The organism is Streptoverticillium olivoreticuli subsp. olivoreticuli (genome assembly GCF_003391135.1).
In the GTDB taxonomy this organism is placed as follows: Bacteria; Actinomycetota; Actinomycetes; order Streptomycetales; family Streptomycetaceae; genus Streptomyces; species Streptomyces blastmyceticus.
The window spans coordinates 6,713,062-6,732,484 of sequence record NZ_CP031455.1 but is presented as its reverse complement, the minus strand read 5'-3'; the positions used below and the strand labels follow the sequence as shown (position 1 = coordinate 6,732,484).

Annotated in this window: 19 protein-coding genes; 2 read left to right on the top strand and 17 right to left on the bottom strand. The window is 71.8% G+C overall.

Annotation, left to right across the window (positions count from 1 at the left end; translation table 11 throughout):
- Nucleotides 1–23 precede the first annotated feature (23 nt).
- The 12 genes from DXZ73_RS29970 to proS all read right to left on the bottom strand — a co-directional run bounded on the left by DXZ73_RS29970 (nt 24) and on the right by proS (nt 9,346).
- Entirely contained in the window at nt 24–536 is a 513-nt protein-coding gene (locus tag DXZ73_RS29970) for an NUDIX hydrolase (RefSeq protein ID WP_116215952.1), read from the bottom strand.
- A 34-nt stretch (nt 537–570) separates the two neighbouring features.
- Nucleotides 571–1,347, bottom strand: coding sequence for a signal peptidase I (gene lepB / locus DXZ73_RS29965; protein WP_116214122.1), 777 nt, complete (start codon nt 1,345–1,347; stop codon nt 571–573).
- An 83-nt stretch (nt 1,348–1,430) separates the two neighbouring features.
- The gene (gene lepB / locus DXZ73_RS29960; protein ID WP_116215951.1) at nt 1,431–2,438 is read right to left on the bottom strand and encodes a signal peptidase I; all 1,008 of its coding nucleotides are present in this window, start codon (nt 2,436–2,438) and stop codon (nt 1,431–1,433) included.
- Nucleotides 2,377–3,435, bottom strand: a complete 1,059-nt coding sequence (gene lepB / locus DXZ73_RS29955; protein ID WP_116214121.1) for a signal peptidase I — start codon at nt 3,433–3,435, stop codon at nt 2,377–2,379. Before lepB (DXZ73_RS29955) ends, lepB (DXZ73_RS29960) begins: the two co-directional genes overlap by 62 nt.
- Nucleotides 3,428–4,270, bottom strand: a complete 843-nt coding sequence (gene lepB / locus DXZ73_RS29950; protein WP_116214120.1) for a signal peptidase I — start codon at nt 4,268–4,270, stop codon at nt 3,428–3,430. Before lepB (DXZ73_RS29950) ends, lepB (DXZ73_RS29955) begins: the two co-directional genes overlap by 8 nt.
- A 45-nt stretch (nt 4,271–4,315) precedes the next feature.
- The gene (gene rplS / locus DXZ73_RS29945) at nt 4,316–4,663 is read right to left on the bottom strand and encodes a 50S ribosomal protein L19 (RefSeq protein WP_116214119.1); all 348 of its coding nucleotides are present in this window, start codon (nt 4,661–4,663) and stop codon (nt 4,316–4,318) included.
- Nucleotides 4,664–4,793: 130 nt separating this feature from the next.
- Nucleotides 4,794–5,603: a tRNA (guanosine(37)-N1)-methyltransferase TrmD gene (gene trmD / locus DXZ73_RS29940; RefSeq protein WP_116214118.1), complete on the bottom strand. Its 810-nt coding sequence runs from the start codon at nt 5,601–5,603 to the stop codon at nt 4,794–4,796.
- Nucleotides 5,603–6,190 carry a ribosome maturation factor RimM gene (gene rimM / locus DXZ73_RS29935; RefSeq protein WP_116214117.1) on the bottom strand — a complete coding sequence of 196 codons (588 nt, stop codon included), beginning with the start codon at nt 6,188–6,190 and terminating at the stop codon, nt 5,603–5,605. Before rimM ends, trmD begins: the two co-directional genes overlap by 1 nt.
- 107 nt (nt 6,191–6,297) lie before the next feature.
- Entirely contained in the window at nt 6,298–6,537 is a 240-nt protein-coding gene (locus DXZ73_RS29930; protein ID WP_020868149.1) for an RNA-binding protein, read from the bottom strand.
- Nucleotides 6,538–6,539: 2 nt separating this feature from the next.
- The gene (gene rpsP / locus DXZ73_RS29925; protein WP_116214116.1) at nt 6,540–6,980 is read right to left on the bottom strand and encodes a 30S ribosomal protein S16; all 441 of its coding nucleotides are present in this window, start codon (nt 6,978–6,980) and stop codon (nt 6,540–6,542) included.
- Between the two features lie 156 nt (nt 6,981–7,136).
- On the bottom strand, nt 7,137–7,727 hold the full coding sequence (locus tag DXZ73_RS29920; RefSeq protein ID WP_116214115.1) for a hypothetical protein: 591 nt from the start codon (nt 7,725–7,727) through the stop codon (nt 7,137–7,139).
- Nucleotides 7,728–7,930: 203 nt separating this feature from the next.
- Nucleotides 7,931–9,346: a proline--tRNA ligase gene (gene proS / locus DXZ73_RS29915; RefSeq protein WP_116214114.1), complete on the bottom strand. Its 1,416-nt coding sequence runs from the start codon at nt 9,344–9,346 to the stop codon at nt 7,931–7,933.
- A gap of 294 nt (nt 9,347–9,640) precedes the next feature.
- On the opposite strand from proS, the gene DXZ73_RS29910 reads away from it, so the two are divergent.
- A complete protein-coding gene (locus tag DXZ73_RS29910; protein ID WP_116214113.1) occupies nt 9,641–10,471 on the top strand; it encodes a class I SAM-dependent methyltransferase in 831 nt (276 codons plus the stop codon).
- Between the two features lie 72 nt (nt 10,472–10,543).
- On the opposite strand, the gene ffh is transcribed toward DXZ73_RS29910, so the two are convergent.
- The 5 genes from ffh to DXZ73_RS29885 form a co-directional block, all read right to left on the bottom strand.
- Nucleotides 10,544–12,091, bottom strand: coding sequence for a signal recognition particle protein (gene ffh / locus DXZ73_RS29905; protein ID WP_116214112.1), 1,548 nt, complete (start codon nt 12,089–12,091; stop codon nt 10,544–10,546).
- 172 nt (nt 12,092–12,263) lie between these two features.
- Entirely contained in the window at nt 12,264–14,678 is a 2,415-nt protein-coding gene (locus tag DXZ73_RS29900; RefSeq protein ID WP_116214111.1) for a [protein-PII] uridylyltransferase, read from the bottom strand.
- 38 nt (nt 14,679–14,716) lie between these two features.
- A complete protein-coding gene (locus tag DXZ73_RS29895; protein ID WP_116214110.1) occupies nt 14,717–15,064 on the bottom strand; it encodes a P-II family nitrogen regulator in 348 nt (115 codons plus the stop codon).
- A complete protein-coding gene (locus tag DXZ73_RS29890; protein ID WP_116214109.1) occupies nt 15,061–16,374 on the bottom strand; it encodes an ammonium transporter in 1,314 nt (437 codons plus the stop codon). The genes DXZ73_RS29895 and DXZ73_RS29890 overlap by 4 nt, the downstream gene beginning before the upstream one ends.
- 326 nt (nt 16,375–16,700) lie before the next feature.
- Nucleotides 16,701–18,212, bottom strand: a complete 1,512-nt coding sequence (locus DXZ73_RS29885) for a hypothetical protein (RefSeq protein ID WP_425315878.1) — start codon at nt 18,210–18,212, stop codon at nt 16,701–16,703.
- Nucleotides 18,213–18,661: 449 nt separating this feature from the next.
- Between DXZ73_RS29885 and DXZ73_RS29880 the strand changes: the two genes are divergently transcribed.
- Nucleotides 18,662–19,333, top strand: a complete 672-nt coding sequence (locus DXZ73_RS29880) for a bifunctional DNA primase/polymerase (RefSeq protein ID WP_116214108.1) — start codon at nt 18,662–18,664, stop codon at nt 19,331–19,333.
- Nucleotides 19,334–19,423: the final 90 nt, after the last annotated feature.

The following is a 19,423-nucleotide window of genomic DNA, read 5'->3' as shown; positions in this document are numbered from 1 at the left end:
GCCGTGCGTCCCCCTATTGTGCGTCAGGCCCGCTCCGTCTCCAGGAGCACCGGCGTACTCGGGGGTCCCTCGTCGAGCAGCGTACGCAGCAGCTCGGCGAGCCTGGTCGGATACACCGTCTCACGGGTCGCGAGGAGTTCCCCGCACGTCCACCAGCGCAGCCCCGTGACGCTGCGCCGCTCCAGCTCCGTCTCGCCCCCGGTCCACACCGCGGCCTGCCGGGTGCGGGCCAGGTAGTAGCACTCGTCCTGGTCCCAGCGGCGCCCGTCGAAGGGGAAGGAGCAGCTGCGCCGCCACAGCGGCGGGCCCAGCTCGATGTCGGTGATCCCGGTCTCCTCGGCGAGCTCCCGGCGCGCGGCCTGCTCCCAGGTCTCGTCGTCCTCCAGCCCGCCGCCCGGGGTGAACCACCAGGTGGTGGCCGGGTCGTCGGGCTCGAAGCCGTGGAGGAGCAGGATCCGGTCCCAGGGGTCGAGCAGGACGACCCGCGAGGCCCTGCGCGGCCCTCCAGGGGCCTGCGGGCCGTCGTCGACCGGCAGGCCGTCCGGTCCCGGTCCCTCGGGCCGGGGCACCTCACCCGACACCCGCCGTCACTCCCTTCCCACCGCCGGGGCCGCCGTTCCGCCCGGCCCCGCGCCGTGGCGTCAGGCGGCGCGCCATCGGTCCGTACGCCGCTCCGCCGAGGACGAGCAGCGCTCCGACGACCACCGAGGCCAGCACCAGGGGCAGCGGGCCGGGGTGGGACGTGCCGCCCGGCAGCCCGGCGAACGCCCGGGGTCTGTCCATCATCCCCCAGCTGCCCATCGGCCAGGCGATGGCGTCCACCCGCCCCTTCACCGCGCTCCGGGGCACCGCGCCGTGGGACGCGTCGGACAGGTGGGAACGGGAGTCGACCGAGGTGGTGCGGTGGTCGCCGATGAGGAAGAGCTGCCCGTCGGGCACGGTGGTCGAGAAGGCCGTGATCGACGCCGGGCTCCCGGCCGCCAGATACGGCTCGTCGACCGGCTTGCCGTTGATCGTCATCCGGCCCTGCCGGTCGCAGCACTCGACCTTGTCGCCGCCGATCCCGACGACGCGCTTGAGCATGGGCATGTCGCCCCAGACCTTGTCCTTGAAGACCACGACGTCCCCGCGCCGCACCTCGCCGCCGTCGACGCGCTCGGCGAGCACCCGGTCGCCGCGCATGATGGTCGGCTCCATCGAGTCCGTGGGAACGGTGTACGGCTGGTACAGCAGGGCGCCCCACACGAATCCACCGAGGAAGAGCACACAGCCGACGGCCACGGCCAGCCCGGACAGCACTCTGCCCGCGCGGCCGTGGCCGTCGTCCTCGCGTCCCGCTCCGCTCATGCCCGCTCCCGCCCCCGTAAAGATCGGATTCCGCATGCCCTCGGGCATGGGGATCGCACCTTACCGGGCGGTACGGACGCGGGTCAGCCCTTCGACGCGGTCTTCCCGGCGATCCGGCGGCGGCGCCACAGCACCAGCGGCACCGCGCCCGCGAGACCGAGCGCCGAGGGCGTCGCCGCGGCCGCGGCGTTCAGCCCGGACTGGTCGAAGGTGCCCGGCACCGAGAGGAAGGACCAGCGGTCGATCGGCCAGGCGACGCTGAAGGCGCGGCCGACGACGTCCTTGACCGGCACCGTGCCGTTGTACAGGTCGGGGTGGTAGCGGGAGTCCAGCGAGTCCTGGCGGTGGTCGCCCATCACCCAGATGTGGTCCTTGGGGACCTTGACCGGGGCGAACGGCTTGTCGTCGCACGGGGAGTTGCCCTGGAAGATGTACGACTTCTCGTCGAGCGCCTTGCCGTTGACCTTCACCGGACCGCCCTGGCCCTGGCACTCCACGGTGTCGCCGCCGACGGCGATGACCCGCTTGATGAGGTCCTTCTCCTCGGCCGACGGCATCAGGCCGACGAAGCTCAGAACCTTTTGCACACCGCGCCCGAAGGGGCCGGAATTCTGCTGCTGGGTATCGGGGCCGAGCCAGCTCTGGTCGCCCTTGCCCGGGTCGTGGAAGACGACCACTTCGCCCCGCTCGGGCTTGGACCCGAACCAGGGAGTCAGTTTGTCCACCAGCACCCGGTCGCCGCGCTGGAGGGTGTTCTGCATCGAGTCGGAAGGAATCGAGAACGCCTGGACAAGAAAAGTCTTGATGAGCAGCGCGAGCACCAGGGCGATGCCGACGAGGATCGGCAGCTCTTTCCAGAAGGATCGTTGCTTCTTGGGCTGCTGCCCGCCCGGCTCCTCGGCGTCGTCACCGGGTGTCACGCCGTCGTTCTCCGAATCCACCGGTCCGTCCGCAGTGTCCCGGGCTTTCTGGGCCGGTCGAGCCGCCTGGAACGAGGCGGCATCCTCCGGCGCGTCGGCCCTGGGCGACTCATCGGTCCCCCCGGGTCGTTTTTCGGGCTCTCCGTGACCGGAACGTGCGCCGACCGCCAAGTCCCCCACATCCGCTCCTCTCTCCACTCTGCAGCCTGTCGTGCATACGACGCAGGCCCACCACTCCCATAACGAGCGGGAGTTCCGCAGGGGTCGGGAGCTGGATCAATCCGTCCTGATCCATGAGGGACACACTATTCGGCGAAGCGCCCGCTCGCGTCCCCGTGCGCGGCGCGTCCCCGACCGATGCGAAGGTGTCCGGTTCGGACAATCCCCGCCAGTGGCCGAACGGCCAGGCGATGACCACCGCACGCCCCACGACGAGGTTCTCCGGGACGGTGCCCTGTCCGGGTTCCTCCAAGTGGTAGCGGGAATCGGCCGAATCGGAGCGGTGGTCGCCCATCACGAAAATGCGGCCGGCCGGTACCCGTACCGAGAACGTGAGCTGCGACGGCGGGTTGCCCGGGTGGATATAGGGCTCGTCGAGCGGCGTTCCGTTGACTGTGATTTTGCCGTTCTTGTCGCAGCACTTGACCGTGTCACCGCCGACGGCGATCACGCGCTTGATCAGATCCTGTTCGTTCGCGGAGGGAAGCAGGCCGATGAAGGTCAGGAACTGCTTGCCCTGCTTGATGCCCACGGGGTCCTGAGCGGCCTTGGTCCCCTCCCCCGTGAGCCAGCCGCCGGGGTCCTTGAAGACCACCACGTCGCCGCGGGCCGGACGGGACCCGAACCACGGTGTCAGCTTGTCGACCAGCACCCGGTCGCCGATCCGGATCGTCTGTTCCATCGAGCCGGACGGGATCACGAACGCCTGCACCAGGAACGTCTTCAGCACCAGGGCGATCAGCAGCGCGACCGCTATGAGGATCGGCACCTCCTTGACCGCGGACCGGCGCCGCCTCCGCTTGACCCGGCGTGCCGCCTTCCGCCGCGCGGCACGCCCGCCCGGCTCCGTACGCACCGGCTCGCCGGCCGGCGCGACCTCGGCCTCCTCCGGGGCCGCCGTCCGCGCGTGCGACCGCGGTGGTGGACCCGTACGCCCGTGGCTACCCATGGGGGCTCCCGTGCGGCCCGGCGGCGCCTGGTTCCGGTACGTCCGCGAAGGCGTCCGGCCGGCGCAGCGAGGTGATCCGGCCGAAGGGCCAGCCGATCCAGTCGGCGCGCCCGATGACCCGGTCGACCGGGACCATGCCACCGCCCGGCTCCCCCAGGTGGTCGCGCGAGTCGCGGGAGTCGCTCCGGTGGTCGCCCATCACCCAGAGCTTCCCCGGCGGCACCACGATGTCGAAGGGCACGCGCGAGGGGGCGTCGCCCGGGAAGAGGTACGGCTCGTCGATCGGCCGGCCGTTGACCTGGAGCCGGCCGCGCGCGTCGCAGCAGGTGACCCGGTCGCCGCCGACGCCCACGACGCGCTTGACGTAGTCGGTCCGCGCCGGGCTCATCAGCCCGACCGACGACGCCCCCTTGCGGATCAGCGCGGTGATCACATTCTCCGACGGGGCGTACTGGACGAACGAGCCGAGCCCGTCGAAAACCACCACGTCGCCGCGCCGGGGCTCGTCACCGAAGCCGTACGCGAGCTTGTTGACCAGCACGCGGTCGCCGACCCGGAGCGTGTTCTTCATCGAGCCGCTCGGGATCAGGAACGGCTGGACGACATAGCTGCTGAGCAGCAGCAGGAAGACCAGGCACGCGGTCAGCAGCAGGCACGCCCTGCGCAGCGGCCCGCCGCCCCCCAGCCAGTCGCGGATCCGCTCCGGGCGGCTCCGCTCCCGTGTCTCCGCCGGGCGCGTCTCCTCGGGAAAACGCGAGGAGCGCGACCCCTGCTCCTCCCCCTGTGCGGGTTCTGGAGAGCGGTCGCGCTCCGAAAGCTGTGCGTCGGTGTCCATCGAGCCGAAAGCCTATCCGGCCGGGCCCGGACTCCGGACAGAAGCTCAGCGGTCGCGCTTCTCCTTGATCTTCGCGGCCTTGCCGCGCAGCTCACGGAGGTAGTACAGCTTGGCGCGACGGACGTCACCGCGGGTGACGACCTCGATCTTCTCGAAGATCGGGCTGTTCACCGGGAAGGTGCGCTCCACGCCGACGGAGAAGGAGACCTTGCGGACCGTGAAGGTCTCGCGCACGCCGGCACCCTGGCGGCGGATGACAACGCCCTTGAACTGCTGCACACGGGAGCGGTTGCCCTCGATGACGCGAACGTGGACGTTCACGGTGTCGCCGGGGCGGAAGGCCGGGACGTCGGTGCGCAGCGATGCGGCGTCGACGTTGTCGAGAAGGTTCATAACCGTCTGCTCTCTTCGCCGATGCCACAGGTCATCAGCGGAATAGAAATGATGATGGGGGTCGTGCGCTGCACCGGGCGGACGTCGTTCCCCCTGTGGCAGGGGCGCGCGCCGGGCGCAAGGCAACGGCTTATTCTTCCACGTCGGGAGCCACTCGCCCAAATCGGCCGTCGGGGCCGGGGCCCCAGCCGAGGATCGAGAGCATCTCGCGGTCCTTCTTGTCGAAGGCCGCCGGGTCGGTGCGCTCGATCAGGTCGGGCCGGTTCACGACCGTACGCCGGAACGCCTCGTCGCGGCGCCAGCGGGCGATCTTGCCGTGGTGGCCGCTGACCAGGACGTCCGGGATGCCCCGGCCGCGCCACTCCGGGGGCTTGGTGTAGACGGGGCCTTCGAGGAGGTCGGCCATGGCGCCGGGGGCGAAGGAGTCGTCGCGGTGCGACTCGGCGTTGCCCAGCACGCCGGGGAGCAGCCGGGCGATGGCCTCGACCATCACCAGCACGGGCGCCTCGCCGCCGGCCAGCACATAGTCGCCGATGGAGACCTCGCGCACGTCGAGGCGGTCGCCGTACTCCTCGATGACGCGGCGGTCGATGCCCTCGTAGCGGGCCGGAGTGAAGACCAGCCACGGCTTCTCGGACAGCTCGACGGCGAGCTGCTGGGTGAACGGCTTGCCGCTGGGCGTGGGGACGACCAGGGTCGGCCGGCCCTCTCCGGAGGCGATGACCGAGTCGAGCGCCTCGCCCCAGGGCTCGGGCTTCATCACCATGCCGGGGCCGCCGCCGTACGGGGTGTCGTCGACGGTGTTGTGCTTGTCGTGCGCCCAGTCCCGCAGGTCATGGATGCGCACGTCCAGCTGTCCGCGCGCACGGGCCTTGCCGACGAGCGAGACGTTCAGCGGTTCCAGGTACTCGGGGAAGATCGTGACGACGTCGAGCCGCATCACGCGTCACCCTTCGCCGCGTCGTCCTCGGCGCCGGATTCGGCGTCGGCGTCGCGGGAGCTCGCGACCTCGGCCTGGTCGGTGTCGATCAGGCCGGGCGGCGGGTCGACCACCGCGCGCTGCGCGTCGAGGTCGATCTCCGTCACGATCTCGGAGACGAAGGGGATCATCACCTCGCTGCCGTCGGGCCGCTCCACGATGAAGAGGTCCTGCGACGGCAGGTGCGCGATCTCCGTGATCCGGCCGATCTCGGTGCCGTCGGCGGTGACGACGTCGAGGTCCATCAGCTGGTGGTCGTAGAACTCCTCGGGGTCCTCGGGGGCCTCCTCGGGGTCCACGTCCGCGATCAGGAGCGTGTTGCGGAGCGCCTCGGCGCCCGTACGGTCCTTGACGCCGGCGAAGCGCAGCAGCAGCCGACCGCTGTGCACCCGACCGGTCTCGATGGTCAGCGGGCCCACTCCGGCGGGGTCCGTGGCCAGCACGGCGCCCGGCCCGAGCCGCAGCTCCGGGTCGTCCGTGCGCACCTCAACGGTGACCTCACCCTTGATCCCATGGGCGCGGCCGATCCTGCCGACTACGAGCTGCATGCCGTTCCTTCTCTGCTTCTGCTGCGTACGAACACGACGAGCGAACGCGACAACGGGCCGGGAAGGGCCGCAGCCCCTCCCGGCCCGTGCCGGTGCTCAATCGCTTCTCAGCGGACCTGATCCACGTCGACGAGGTCGACGCGGATGCCACGGCCGCCGATGGCGCCCACGACGGTGCGCAGTGCGCGGGCGGTGCGGCCGTTGCGGCCGATCACCTTGCCGAGGTCATCGGGGTGGACCCGGACCTCCAGCACGCGCCCGCGCCGCAGGTTGCGCGACGCGACCTGCACCTCGTCGGGGTTGTCGACGATGCCCTTTACGAGGTGCTCAAGGGCCTCCTCGAGCATCCTCAGGCCTCGGTCGACTCAGCGGACTCGGCCGCGGCGGCCTCGTCCTTCTTCTCCGACTTCTTGGCCTTCGGGGTGATGGCCTCACCCTTCGCGGCGCCGGCCTCGAGGCCCTTGGTGAACTCGTCGAACGCGCGACGCTTGTCCTCCTTGGTCGCGGGGAGGAGCATCGGGGCCGGGGCCGGCAGACCCTTGAACTTCTGCCAGTCACCGGTGACCTTGAGGATGGCCATGACCGGCTCGGTCGGCTGCGCGCCGACACCCAGCCAGTACTGGACACGCTCGGTGTCGACCTCGATGCGCGAGGGGTTCTGCACCGGGTGGTACAGGCCGATCTCCTCGATGGCCCGGCCGTCACGGCGGGTACGGGAGTCGGCGACGACGATGCGGTAGTGAGGCGAACGGATCTTGCCCAGACGCTTCAGCTTGATCTTGACTGCCACTGGAGTGGTGTCTCCTGGTCTTGACGTGGTTGGGCACAACGAGATGCCACGTGGGGTTGCGGTACTCGGGGTGCCCGATGGACGCGTCAGCCGGAGGAGAGAGGGGTCCTGTGCGACTGTCGAGTACAGCGTCCCATTGTGCCACACCGCTCCAGGTCAGCCGACCGATACGGCCTCGGGGATGCGGAAGGGCTGACCGCAGCCGCCGCACATGATCGGCGCCTGCGCCAGCACGGAGGGCACGACACGGACATTACGGCCGCAGTCGCACACCGCCTTGACGCGCACCCCTCCGCCGGAGGAGCCGTGCCGCGCGGCCGGACCCCGGAAGGTGCGCGAGGTGTCGGCGGTGGTGGCGACCGTGTGCGCCTTGAGGGCGCGCTGGAGTCTGTCGATGGTGGGGCGGTAGCGCTTGCGCGCCTCCGGATTGAGCACGACCAGCGAGAAGCCGCTGCTGGGATGCGGCTCGTCCCCGTGGTCGAGACCCAGCTCCTCGGCGATCGCCAGGAACCGGCGATTGTGGTAGCGGCCCGCACGTGACGTGTCACGGACACCGCGGGCGGCCGCGATGCCGTGCACTGCCTCGTGCAGCAGCCGTTCGAAGGAGAGCTCGGCGCCGCAGGCGGACGACGACTCCCCGATCAACGATTCGGGCGCGGCTAGATCCGGCAGCTCGGGGTGGTACCGCTGAATGTCGGCCCACGCCTGCGCCAGCTCTGCGGCGAGAACAGGTGGTGTCGTGCTCACGTCGTGACAACGAGCAGGGATGGCCCGGTGTTCCGATACCGGGCCATCCCAAATAATTTGCACGTACCAGTCAGTTTCACGCTCATGCGTCCTGACGAGGGCGGGTGCGCAGATCTATGGAGAACCCGCGCACCCGTTCGCAACATGGGACGTACTGACTCGCGAGTAAGCGCGCATCAGGGGGCGTACGCCCCCGCGTGCAATCAGTACGAGCGCGCGACGATCGCGATCGTGCCCGGCGCGTCGTCCGCGTCCGGCACCGAGCCGTCCTCGGCGACCAGGCAGCGCACGGACACGGCCTGCTCGGCGAGCTTGGCCTCGCCCTCGGGGCCGAGGTCCGCCCACGGGATCCGCGCCCAGCCGCCGGCGACGGCGGCCTCCGCGGCCTCGCCGATGGTCGCCACGTCGGACGTCAGGGACTCGCGGCGCTCGCGCGACTCGGTCAGCAGCAGCTGCTGGTCCTCCTCCAGGACCTTCGGCAGCAGCGCGACCAGCTCGTCGAGGCGGACCGGCGCCTTGCCGCCGGGGATCCGGCGGGCCAGCATCGCGGTGCCGTTCTCCAGGTCGCGCGGGCCGACCTCGATCCGCACCGGAACGCCCTTGAGCTCCCAGTCCACGGCGCGGCGGCCGAAGGGGGTGTCGGTGCGGTCGTCGACCTGCACCCGGATCCCGGCGGCCTTCAGCTGGTCGCCGATCTCACGGACCTTGGCGATCACGGCGTCGTCGCCCTTGATCGCCAGGACGACGGCCTGGACGGAGGCGAGGCGCGGCGGCACCCGCAGGCCGCTGTCGTCGCCGTGCGACATGATCAGACCGCCGACCATGCGGGTCGAGACGCCCCAGGAGGTCTGCCAGACCATCTCCTGCTGCCCTTCCTTGGACAGGTAGGAGGTGTTGAACGCCTTGGCGAAGTTCTGGCCGAGCTCGTGGCTGGTGCCCATCTGCAGGGCCTTGCCGTCGCGCATCATGCCCTCGAGCGTGAGGGTGTTGATGGCACCCGCGAAGCGCTCCTTGGCCGTCTTGCGACCCAGCACGACGTCGATGCCGAGCACGTTGACCATGAAGTCGTAGTAGACGTCGCGGTGGATGCGGGCGGCGTAGTCGCGGGCGTCCTCGTAGGTGGCGTGGGCGGTGTGGCCCTCCTGCCAGAGGAACTCGCTCGTGCGCAGGAAGACGCGCGGGCGCATCTCCCAACGGACCACGTTGGCCCACTGGTTGATCAGCAGGGGCAGGTCGCGGTAGCTCTGCACCCACTTGGAGAAGTACTCGTTGATGATCGTCTCGGAGGTGGGCCGGACGACGACCGGCTCCTCCAGCTCCTTGCCGCCGCCGTGCGTGACGACCGCGAGCTCGGGCGCGAAGCCCTCGACGTGCTCGGCCTCCCGCGTCAGGTAGGACTGCGGGATGAAGAGCGGGAAGTACGCGTTGGAGGCGCCCGCGTCCTTGATGCGCGCGTCCATCTCCTGCTGCATGCGCTCCCAGAGCCCGTACCCGTACGGGCGGATGACCATGGTGCCGCGCACCGGGCCGTTGTCGGCCAGCTCGGCCTTGTTGATCAAGTCCTGGTACCAGCGCGGGAAGTCTTCCGCCTGGGGGGTGAGAATGGGAGCCTTTGCCATGGTGCGAATGGTACGGGGCCGATCCGCCGGAGCGTGAATCCCCTCCCCGCGGCCCCGCTCCCGCACCCTCCGCGCACCCCCGCGCGCCGGCCGGCCGCCGCCCCTTCTGCCCGTGCGAGGGCGCCCGGCACATGCCATCGTGGGCGGACGGGAAGCTTCTCGCGCCACCCCCTGGACTCGGGGACGGAAGCGGAGTTCTCTGGCATACGGGGGTGCTTCACAGCAGCGCGCACGGCAGCACATCGGGGGGCCGATTCGGCACACACAGTCTCTCGGCGGATTGGGGCGCTTTCGATGACACCAACGCTCGTGCGGCGGCACCTGCCGTCCGCTGCGTCGCCCGGCTCCCGGGCCCGCGACTGGGCGGAGATCCAGGAACGGATGCTGGTGCCGCTCTACGAAGCGGTGTACCAACGACTGGAGGTCTCCTCGCGGACCCGGCTGCTCAGCCTGGGCTGCGGATCCGGGCTGGCCCTGCTCATGGCGTCGGCCCGGGGCGCCACGGTCTGCGGCATCGACTCCGACCGGCGGCGGCTGGACCTGGCCCACGAACGGCTGCTGTCCGTGGACAGCCGCTCCGGCCGCGGCGCGCGCCTGGGGCACGGCGGGCCCGAATCCGTCACGGAGCCCGGCGCTCCGGCCTTCAACCTCGTCACGGCCTTCGACCCGCTGTACTGCGCGGGCGGCAGCGCGCACCACCTGGCGGGCGCCCTCGCCAAGGCGGCCGCCTGTGCCGAGTACGGCGCCCCCGTCGTCCTGGCCGGCTGGGGCCCCCAGGAGCGCTGCGCGGCATCGGGGGCGCTCCGGGTCGCGGCCCGGCTCGCGGATCCCATGTGCGCGCCCTCCCGCTGGCGCCCGAGCGGCCGCGACGACCTGGAGAACCTCGCCCACCGCGCCGGGCTGCGCCCGGACGGCTCGGGGCGCGTGGCGTGCCCGTACGGCTACGCCGACATGGGCAGCGCGGTGCGCGGGATGCTGTCGACGGGCGCCTTCGACGCGGCGATCGAGGCCACGGACGAGGAGCAGGTCACCAAGGAGCTGGCCGAGGCCCTCCACCCGCATCTGCGCCGCGACGGCACGGTGTGGATGCCCAATGTCTTCCGCTATCTCATAGCCCGCGTCTGACCCGGCCCGTACACACGCAGTGGCCCCCTACGGTCGACCGTAGGGGGCCACTGCGTGTGCCGTGCGACGGGATCAGCCCATGAACTTCTTGAACTCGTCGGGGAGTTCGAAGTTCTGCGGCTCCTGGCCCGCGGCGGGCAGGCCGAGCGGGTTGGCCGCCTGCTGCTCGCGGCGCGCGGCCGCGGCCTGCTCCTCGGCCTTGCGCTTCATGGGGTTGCCGCTCTGGCGCTTGCCCTTGGCCTGCTTGATCTGCTTCTTCTTGCGGGAGGCACCGCCACCCATGCCCGGCATGCCCGGCATCCCCGGCATGCCGCCGCCCTGGGCCATGCGGGACATCATCTTGCGGGCCTCGAAGAAGCGCTCCACCAGGTTCTTGACCGCGCTGACGTCCACGCCCGAGCCCTTGGCGATACGGGCGCGGCGCGAGCCGTTGATGATCGTGGGGTCCTGGCGCTCGGCCGGGGTCATCGACTTGATGATCGCGGCGGTGCGGTCGACGTCACGCTCGTCGAGGTTGTTGATCTGCTCCTTGATCTGCCCCATGCCGGGCAGCATGCCGAGCAGCTTGGAGATGGAGCCCATCTTGCGGACCTGTTCCATCTGGGACAGGAAGTCGTCGAGCGTGAACTCCTTCGGCCCCTTCGCCAGCTTGGCCGCCATCTTCTCGGCCTCGTCCTGGCTGAAGGTCTGCTCGGCCTTCTCGATGAGGCTGAGCATGTCGCCCATGCCGAGGATGCGGGACGCCATGCGGTCCGGGTGGAACGCGTCGAAGTCGTCCAGCTTCTCGCCGTTGGAGGCGAACATGATCTGCTTGCCGGTCACGTGCGCGACCGACAGGGCGGCACCGCCGCGGGCGTCGCCGTCGAGCTTGGAGAGCACCACGCCGTCGAAGCCGACGCCGTCGCGGAAGGCCTCGGCGGTGTTGACCGCGTCCTGACCGATCATGGCGTCGACGACGAACAGCACCTCGTCGGGGCCGACGGCGTCGCGGATGTCGGCGGCCTGCTGCATCAGCTCGGCGTCGATGCCGAGGCGGCCGGCGGTGTCGACGACCACGACGTCGTACTGCTTGGACTTCGCGAACTCGATCGAGTCCTTGGCGACCTGCACCGGGTCGCCGACGCCGTTGCCCGGCTCCGGCGCGTAGACCGCGACGCCCGCGCGCTCGGCGACGACGGACAGCTGGTTGACGGCGTTGGGGCGCTGGAGGTCACAGGCGACGAGCAGCGGGGAGTGGCCCTGGCCCTTGAGCCAGAAGCCGAGCTTTCCGGCGAGGGTGGTCTTACCGGCACCCTGGAGACCGGCGAGCATGATGACGGTCGGCCCGGTCTTCGCGAACCGCAGGCGGCGGGTCTCGCCACCGAGGATGCCGATGAGCTCCTCGTTGACGATCTTGATGACCTGCTGGGCGGGGTTCAGCGCCGCGGAGACCTCGGCGCCGTTGGCCCGCTCCTTGACCTGCCGGATGAACGCGCGGACGACCGGCAGGGCCACGTCCGCCTCGAGCAGCGCGATACGGATCTCGCGGGCGGTGGCGTCGATGTCCGCCTCGGACAGTCGGCCCCGGCTCCGGAGGTTCTTGAATACGTCCGCCAAGCGGTCGGAAAGAGTATCGAACACAGCGCTCGTCGGTCCTCGGGGTCGGGGGCGGGGTCAATCGCCCTCCAGAGTATCTGGCCCCGCCGACCGGGTGTCCTCGCCCACCGGATCCGGCGAAACGGAACAGACGCCGGCGGACGGGGACGGGTGGGGCCGGAACGCCCGCGCGTGCGGGGGCGGGTCACGCTCTCGCTCAGCGCAAGGCCGCCTCCACCGCCTCCGCCACCGCCGTCGCCTCGCCGTCGGGCAAGGGCCCGCCGTCCTCCCGGGTCACATAGAACGCGTCCACCACATTGGCCCCGAGCGTGCTCACGTGTGCGCTGCGCACCCACACCCCCGCCTCCTCCAGGGCCCGCCCGATGCGGTGCAGCAGACCGGGGGCGTCCTGGGCCCGTACCTCCAGGACCGTCGCGTCGCGCGAGCCCCCGGCCGCCACGGTCACCCGGGGCGGCGCGTGCGCGCCCCGGCGCCGCCTGGCGTACGCCGCCTCCCGCTCCGCGAGCCGCCCGACGATGTCCAAGGTGCCCTCCAGGGCGCGGACCAGGTCGTTCCGCAGTCGTACGGACTCGGGCAGGGAGCCGAACTCCGCGGCCACCCGCCAGCGCAGCAGCAGCACCCCGTCGACCGACCGCAGGTCCGCGGCGCGGACGGTCAGCCGGTGCAGCGCGAGCACACCGGCGGTGGCGGGCAGCACTCCTGGACGCTCGGGGACGGCGACGGTCAGCTCGGCGCCGACCGGGGCCGTCGCGCCACGGGGCTCCTCGCCGTCCGGCCGCTCACGCAGCTCCAGCACGGGGCCCCCGGTGCGCAGCGCCTCGGCCACCAGGCGCTCGTGCCCGGCTCCCGGCGGCTCCGGTTCCGTACGGCATCCGGCGACGCCCGTGAGCGCGGCCGCGGCACGGCGGACGAGGCCGGCCACCAGCGAGGCCCGCCAGGCGCTCCAGGCCGCGGGACCGGTGGCGAGGGCGTCGGCCTCGGTGAGGGCGTGGAGCAGCTCCAGGGTCTCGGTGCGCACGACGGCGTCGGTGACCGTGCGGACCGTCGCCGGGTCGCCCAGGTCGCGCCGGGTGGCGGTCTCGACGAGCAGCAGGTGGTGGCGTACGAGCGTGGCGAGGGTCTCGGTGTCCTCCGGGCCGAAGCCGAGCCGGGCGGCGATGTCCCGGGTGAGGGTCTCCCCCACCACCGAGTGGTCGCCCGGGAGGCCCTTGCCGATGTCGTGCAGCAGGGCGGCGAGGAGGAGCAGGTCGGGCCTGCCGACGTCGCGCGCACGGGCGGCGGCCCGGACGGCCGTCTCGATCAGGTGGCGGTCAACGGTCCAGCGGTGCACGGCGTTGCGCTGCGGGCGGCAGCGCACGTGCCGCCACTCGGGCAGCAGCCGCGAAATGATCCCTTCCGCTTCAAGGGCCTCCCAGACCTCGACGGTGGGAGCGCCCGCCCCGAGGAGGGTGATCAGCGCCTCGCGCGCCTCGTCGGGCCAGGGCACGGGCAGGGGGGCCGCGGTGGCGGCCAGCCGCCGCACGGCGTGCGGGGAAAGCGGCAGCCCCGCCTGTGCCGCGGCGGCCGCGGCGCGCAGCGGCAGGACGGGGTCGCGCTCGGGCCGTGCCGTACGGGCGAGGACCGCCTCGCCGTCCTGCTCGACGACGCCCTCGGCCAGCGGCAGGCGCTCCGGTTCCACGAACCCGCCGCGGCCGCCGCGCCCGCCGAGGATGCGCCGCAGGCGGGGCCGCGCGGAGCGGGCGCGCAGCACGCGCCCGACCTCGCGCCAGGTGACGTCGGCGGCGTAGGAGACGGTGCGGGCGGCCTCGTAGACCTCGCGCAGCAGGGTGTCGGCGTCGGGGAGGCCGACGGCGGTGGCCACTTGGTCCTGCTCCTGGAGGGCCAGCCGGTCGGTGGCCCGGCCGGTGACCAGGTGCAGGGCGTCGCGGGTGTCGAGCAGCAGGGCGCGGGCGCTCTCCAGGCCCTCGCGGGGCGCGTCGGCCAGCCAGGAGGCCGCCACCGCGCGCAGGGCGGTGGCGTCCCGGAGGCCGCCGCGCGCCTCCTTGAGGTCGGGTTCCAGCAGGAACCGCAACTCGCCCTGGTGCCTGGCCCGTTCCTCGCCGAGCTCGCGCAGCTCCGGCAGCCGGGCCGGGGCCTGGGCCCGCCAGTCGGCGTAGGCGGTGGCGCGGAGCCCGGCCGTGAGCCGCTCGTCGCCGCCGAGGTGGCGGGCGTCGAGGAGCCCGAGGTGGACCTTGAGGTCGGCGGCGGCGGTCCGGCGGGCCTCGACCGGGGTGCGCACGGAGTGGTCGAGCGCGAGGCCCATGTCCCATACGGGGTACCAGACGCGGTCGGCGATCGCCGCGATCTTCGAGAGGTCCGCGGAACCGTCGTGCAGCAGTAGGACGTCGAGGTCGCTGCGGGGGGACAGCTCGCCGCGGCCGTAGCCGCCGACGGCCACGAGCGCCACGCCCTGCGTCTCGCCCAGCAGGGCCCCCAGCCACTGGTCGGTGAGCCGGGCGAGGGCGGCGCGGCGCGGCGGCCCGGCCGCCCTCCCCTGGTGCAGGAGGTGCAGCCGGGCCGCCGCGTAGCCGCCGGGTTCCGGGCCGGTCGCCGGGGAACCGGTGTCCGTCACGTCAGGACTCCTTGAGAGTGCTCTGGGAGGGGGCGCCACTACAGGGCGTCGGGTCCGCGCTCGCCGGTCCGCACGCGGACGACGTCCTCGACCGGGACGACCCACACCTTGCCGTCGCCGATCTTGCCGGTGTCGCCCGAGCGGGCCGTCTTCACGATGATGTCGACCACGTTGTCGGTGTCGGCGTCCTCGGCGAGGATCTCTATCCGGATCTTGGGGACGAGGTCGACGGTGTACTCGGCGCCGCGGTAGACCTCGGTGTGCCCCCGCTGCCGGCCGGAACCGCTGGCCTCGCTGACGGTCATGCCGCGCACGCCGAAGCTCCGCAGCGCCGCCTTGATCTCGTCGACCATGTGCGGCTTGACGACCGCGGTGATGAGCTTCATGCGTCCACCTTCTTGTGCTGTGCCGTGCCGTTGTCCGGCGTGTTGTCGGACGCGGCGGGTCCGGCCTCCGAGGGAGTGTGCGCGACGGCCCGGGTGACCGTCGAGACGCCGCCGACCGCGCTGAAGTCGTAGGCGGTCTCGGCGTGGAACGCCTGGTCGATGCCGCCCAGTTCGTCGTCCTCGGCGGCCCGGAAGCCGATGAGCCTGTCGACGAGCTTGGCCAGGACCCAGGAGACGGTGAAGGAGTAGCCGAGCACCGCGAAGGCGCCGACGGCCTGCCGGCCGAGCTGGGTGGCGCCGCCGATGCCGCCGGTGGCGAGGAGCCCGACGAGCAGGGTGCCGATGACGCCGCCGACGAGGTGGACGCCGACCACGTCGAGCGAGTCGTCGAAGCCGAGCTTGAACTTCAGCGCCACCGCCCAGGAGCAGACGGCGCCGGCGACCACGCCGATGAGGAGCGCGCCGAAGGCGTTGACGGCGGCGCCGGAGGGGGTGATGGCGACGAGTCCTGCGACGGCGCCGGAGGCCGCGCCGAGGGTGGTGAACGCGCCGTGCCGGATGCGCTCGTAGGCGAGCCAGCCGAGCATCGCGGCGCCCGTCGCCACCTGGGTGTTGAGCGCCATGTTGGCCGCCGTGCCGTTGGCGGCGAGCGCCGAGCCCGCGTTGAAACCGAACCAGCCGAACCACAGCAGGCCCGCGCCGAGCATCACCAGCGGCAGGCTGTGCGGGCGCATGGGGTCCTTCTTGAAGCCGATGCGCTTGCCGACGACGAGCACCGCGGCGAGGGCGCCGATGCCCGCGTTGATGTGGACGGCGGTGCCGCCCGCGAAGTCGATCACCTTCAGCTTGAAGAGCCAGCCCTCGGGCTGCCAGACCCAGTGGGCGACGGGGAAGTAGACGATCGTCACCCAGAGCGTGATGAACAGGGCCCAGGCGCTGAATTTCACGCGGTCGGCGAGCGCCCCGCTCATCAGGGCGGGGGTGATCACGGCGAACATCAGCTGGAAGAGGGCGAAGGCGAAGACGGGAATGCCGTCCTTCGCGGTCAGCGTCTCCGGGCTGATGCCCTTGAGGCCGATGTGGTCGAAGTTGCCGAGCAGTCCGGCACCGAGATCGTCACCGAAGGCGAGCGAGTAGCCGTAGAGCACCCACAGCACGGTGACGATGCCGAGCGAGATGAACGACATCATCAGCATGTTGAGCGCGCTCTTGACCCGCACCATGCCGCCGTAGAAGAAGGCCAGGCCCGGTGTCATCAGCATCACGAGCGCGGCACTGATCAATACGAATGCGGTATCTGCGCCATTCACGCGACGTCTCCTCGAAAGCGGCGGCCCGTACGGGCGGGTTTTCAGCGGGCCGGGTTTCGCCAAGAGGTTGACGCAGCGCGGTTTCAGCCGGTGGGGCCGGTTGTTTCACCGGGATGACGATGGCGTCATAGGTGTTACACCCCGATGAACTGCGGTGACCGGCCCTCGACGTTGCGTTGCTCTGCCGCGGCGGTCCATGGGGTGCTCGGACCGGCCGCGGCGACCATCCGGTCGGACCTGGCGTGGGGGAGCCGAGTCGGGCTGTACGGGAGGGTCGCCGCGGTCGGGGTCGGGGGGTCGGAGGGACGTGATGGGGTCGGCCGGGATCAGACCGCTTGCACGGCCTCCGCGGATTCCGGCAGGTGGATGCCCAGTTGCTCGGTGAGGGCGACGACCTCGTGCACCTGGCCGAAGTCGCGGGCGGCGGTGCCCACGGTCTTGCGCAGGCGGTTGTTGACCCGCTCCGAGCGCACCTGCTTGGCGATCTTCAGGGCCTTGCCGGCCAGGACGGTGGCCTGCTCCGGCTCGCGCTGCATCAGGTGCACGGTGGCCATGCCGATGAGGTTGAGTGCATACGACCTGTGGTGGTCGCCGTCCTGCTCGAAGAGCTCGACCGCCCGCTCCATCTTGGGCCGGGCGAGCGAGGCGTAGGTGGGGCTGCGGCCCGCCACATAGGCGAGGTCCCGATAGGAGTGGGCGTTCTCGGCGTTGAGCTCCGCCTCGGAGAAGAAGCGGATCCAGTCGGGGTCGTCGTCACCGGAGCCGCAGTCGGCGAAGCAGTCCTCCGCCATATTGACCGCGCGCTTGCACTTGGCGGGCTGGCCCATGTTGGCGTACGCCCGGGCCTCCACCGCGTAGAGCATCGCCTGGGTGCGCGCGGTGGCGGTCTCCCGCGAGCCGTACTGCCCGAGGTGGATGAGCTCCAGGGCGTCGTCGGGCCGGTCGAGGTGGATCATCTGGCGGCCCATGCTGGAGAGGATGTACGACCCGAGGGGGCGGTCGCCGGCCTCCTTGGCGGCGTGCAGGGCCAGCACGAAATACTTCTGCGCGGTGGGGTGGAGGCCGATGTCGTAGCTCATCCAGCCCGCCAGCTGGGCCAGTTCGGCGGCGGCCTTGAAGAGCCGCTTGGAGGTGGCCTCCGGCTGGGGCTCCTGGAGCAGGTCGGTGACCTCGTGGAGCTGCCCGACCACGGCCTTGCGGCGGAGCCCGCCACCGCACTGGGCGTCCCACTGCCGGAACATCACGGTCGTGGACTCCAGCAGATCCAGCTCGGGCGCGGAGAGCCGGGACGCGCGCGGGGAGCGGTCGGCCGCGCCGTGGAGATCCCGGCCGACGGGGCCGGGCGTGAGCCAGCGCTGCATCGGCTCGATCAGCGCCGGGCCCGCCGAGAGGGCGAGCGAGGCACCGAGGAAGCCGCGCCGGGCCAGCATCAGGTCGCTGCGGGAGAACTCGCTGATCAACTCGACGGTCTGCGGGCCGGCCCAGGGCAGGTCGACCCCGGAGACGGACGGCGACTGGTGCGCGGCCCGCAGTCCGATGTCCTCGATGCCGACGACGCAGCCGAAGCGCTCGGAGAACAGCTCGGAGAGGATCTTGGGGATCGGCTCGCGCGGCTGCTCGCCGTCGAGCCAGCGGCGCACCCGCGAGGTGTCCGTGCTGATGTGGTGGGCGCCCAACTGCCGCGCCCTGCGGTTGACCTGCCGCGCCAGCTCGCCCTTGGACCAGCCGCTGCGCAGGAACCAGGAGCCCAACTGCTCGTTGGGACGCTTCTCGGCCCGGTCGGACCCGGCCTTCTCAGCCTTCTCGGCACCATCGGTCCCGCTGCCGTTGCCGCCCACCTGGAAGCCCCCATCCCGAACTCTGCATCTGTGCGTGAACCGCAAACAGCTTGCCGCCCACTGCGGCCGCCTGTCCGGCGATGCTCCACCCCGGCCGGGGGTGATCGGCCGGGCGGCGATACGGGCCGTGCCTCCGACATATCCGAGTCGGCGGGTGCATCTCCGAGGTCCGTGCACCGAAAGTAATCCTACGATCACTGATCACGCGAGGGCAGTCCAGGAAACGCCACCATTCGCCACCCCAAGGAATGAACTCAACCGCACCTCTACGCGATTGACTTGACACATACCGATCAGGGGCGGGTCGGACCGATGCGCGCCACGGCGCACGCACGGCGGCGCACCCCGGGCCGCACACCGCCACGCCGCCATGGAGGGACTCGGCGACCGTCCGTGTTCGAGACACTCCGAGTCGTAACCATCGGCGAGCACGACCCGTTGGAGGGGGCATGGGCTTCACTATCGGCGGCATCCGGGACCTGCGCTCGAGCTCTCGGCGCCGCGGACGCGCGTCCGAGACCGTGACGACGGTGGCGGAGTACACCGGCCTGTGGGGATGGGACGTGGTCCCCGGCGCCCGCGCCTCCCGCAGCGGGCGCGTGGCCTGCTCCTGCGGCGCCGCCGACTGCCCCGACCCCGGCGCCCATCCGCTCTCCTTCGCCCCGCCCGTCCCGGCGGGCGCCACCCTGGCCGCCGCGGCGGCCGCGTGGGCCGAGGTGCCGGGGGCCGCAGTGCTGCTGCCCGTGGGCCGCTCGTTCGACGTGCTGGAGATCGACGGGACGGCCGGGCGGCACGCCCTCGCCCGGCTGGAGCGCATGGGGCTGCCGCTCGGCCCGGTGGCCCTCACGCCGCACGGGCGGGCCCTGTTCTTCGTCGCGCCCGGCGCCGCCGCCGAACTCCCCCAGCTCCTCTACCGCATGGGCTGGGACGACGCCCGTCTCGACCTCCGCTGCCTCGGTCCGGGCGACCACATCACCGCGCCGCCCTCCGACCTTTCGGGCCTCGGCCCGATGCGCTGGCTGCGCCCGCCGACCCTCGACACGGCGGGCCGGCCACCGCAGGCGCGGCTGCTGCTGGGCACGCTGGCCTACGTCTGCCACCGCGCGCCGCTGTGCCGTTGAGCGTCGCTGTCGCACAGAGTCCGTACGGCCTGCCCCCGTGGACGCGTCAGGGCCCCGCGGTCACATGACCGCGGGGCCCTGACGCCTGTG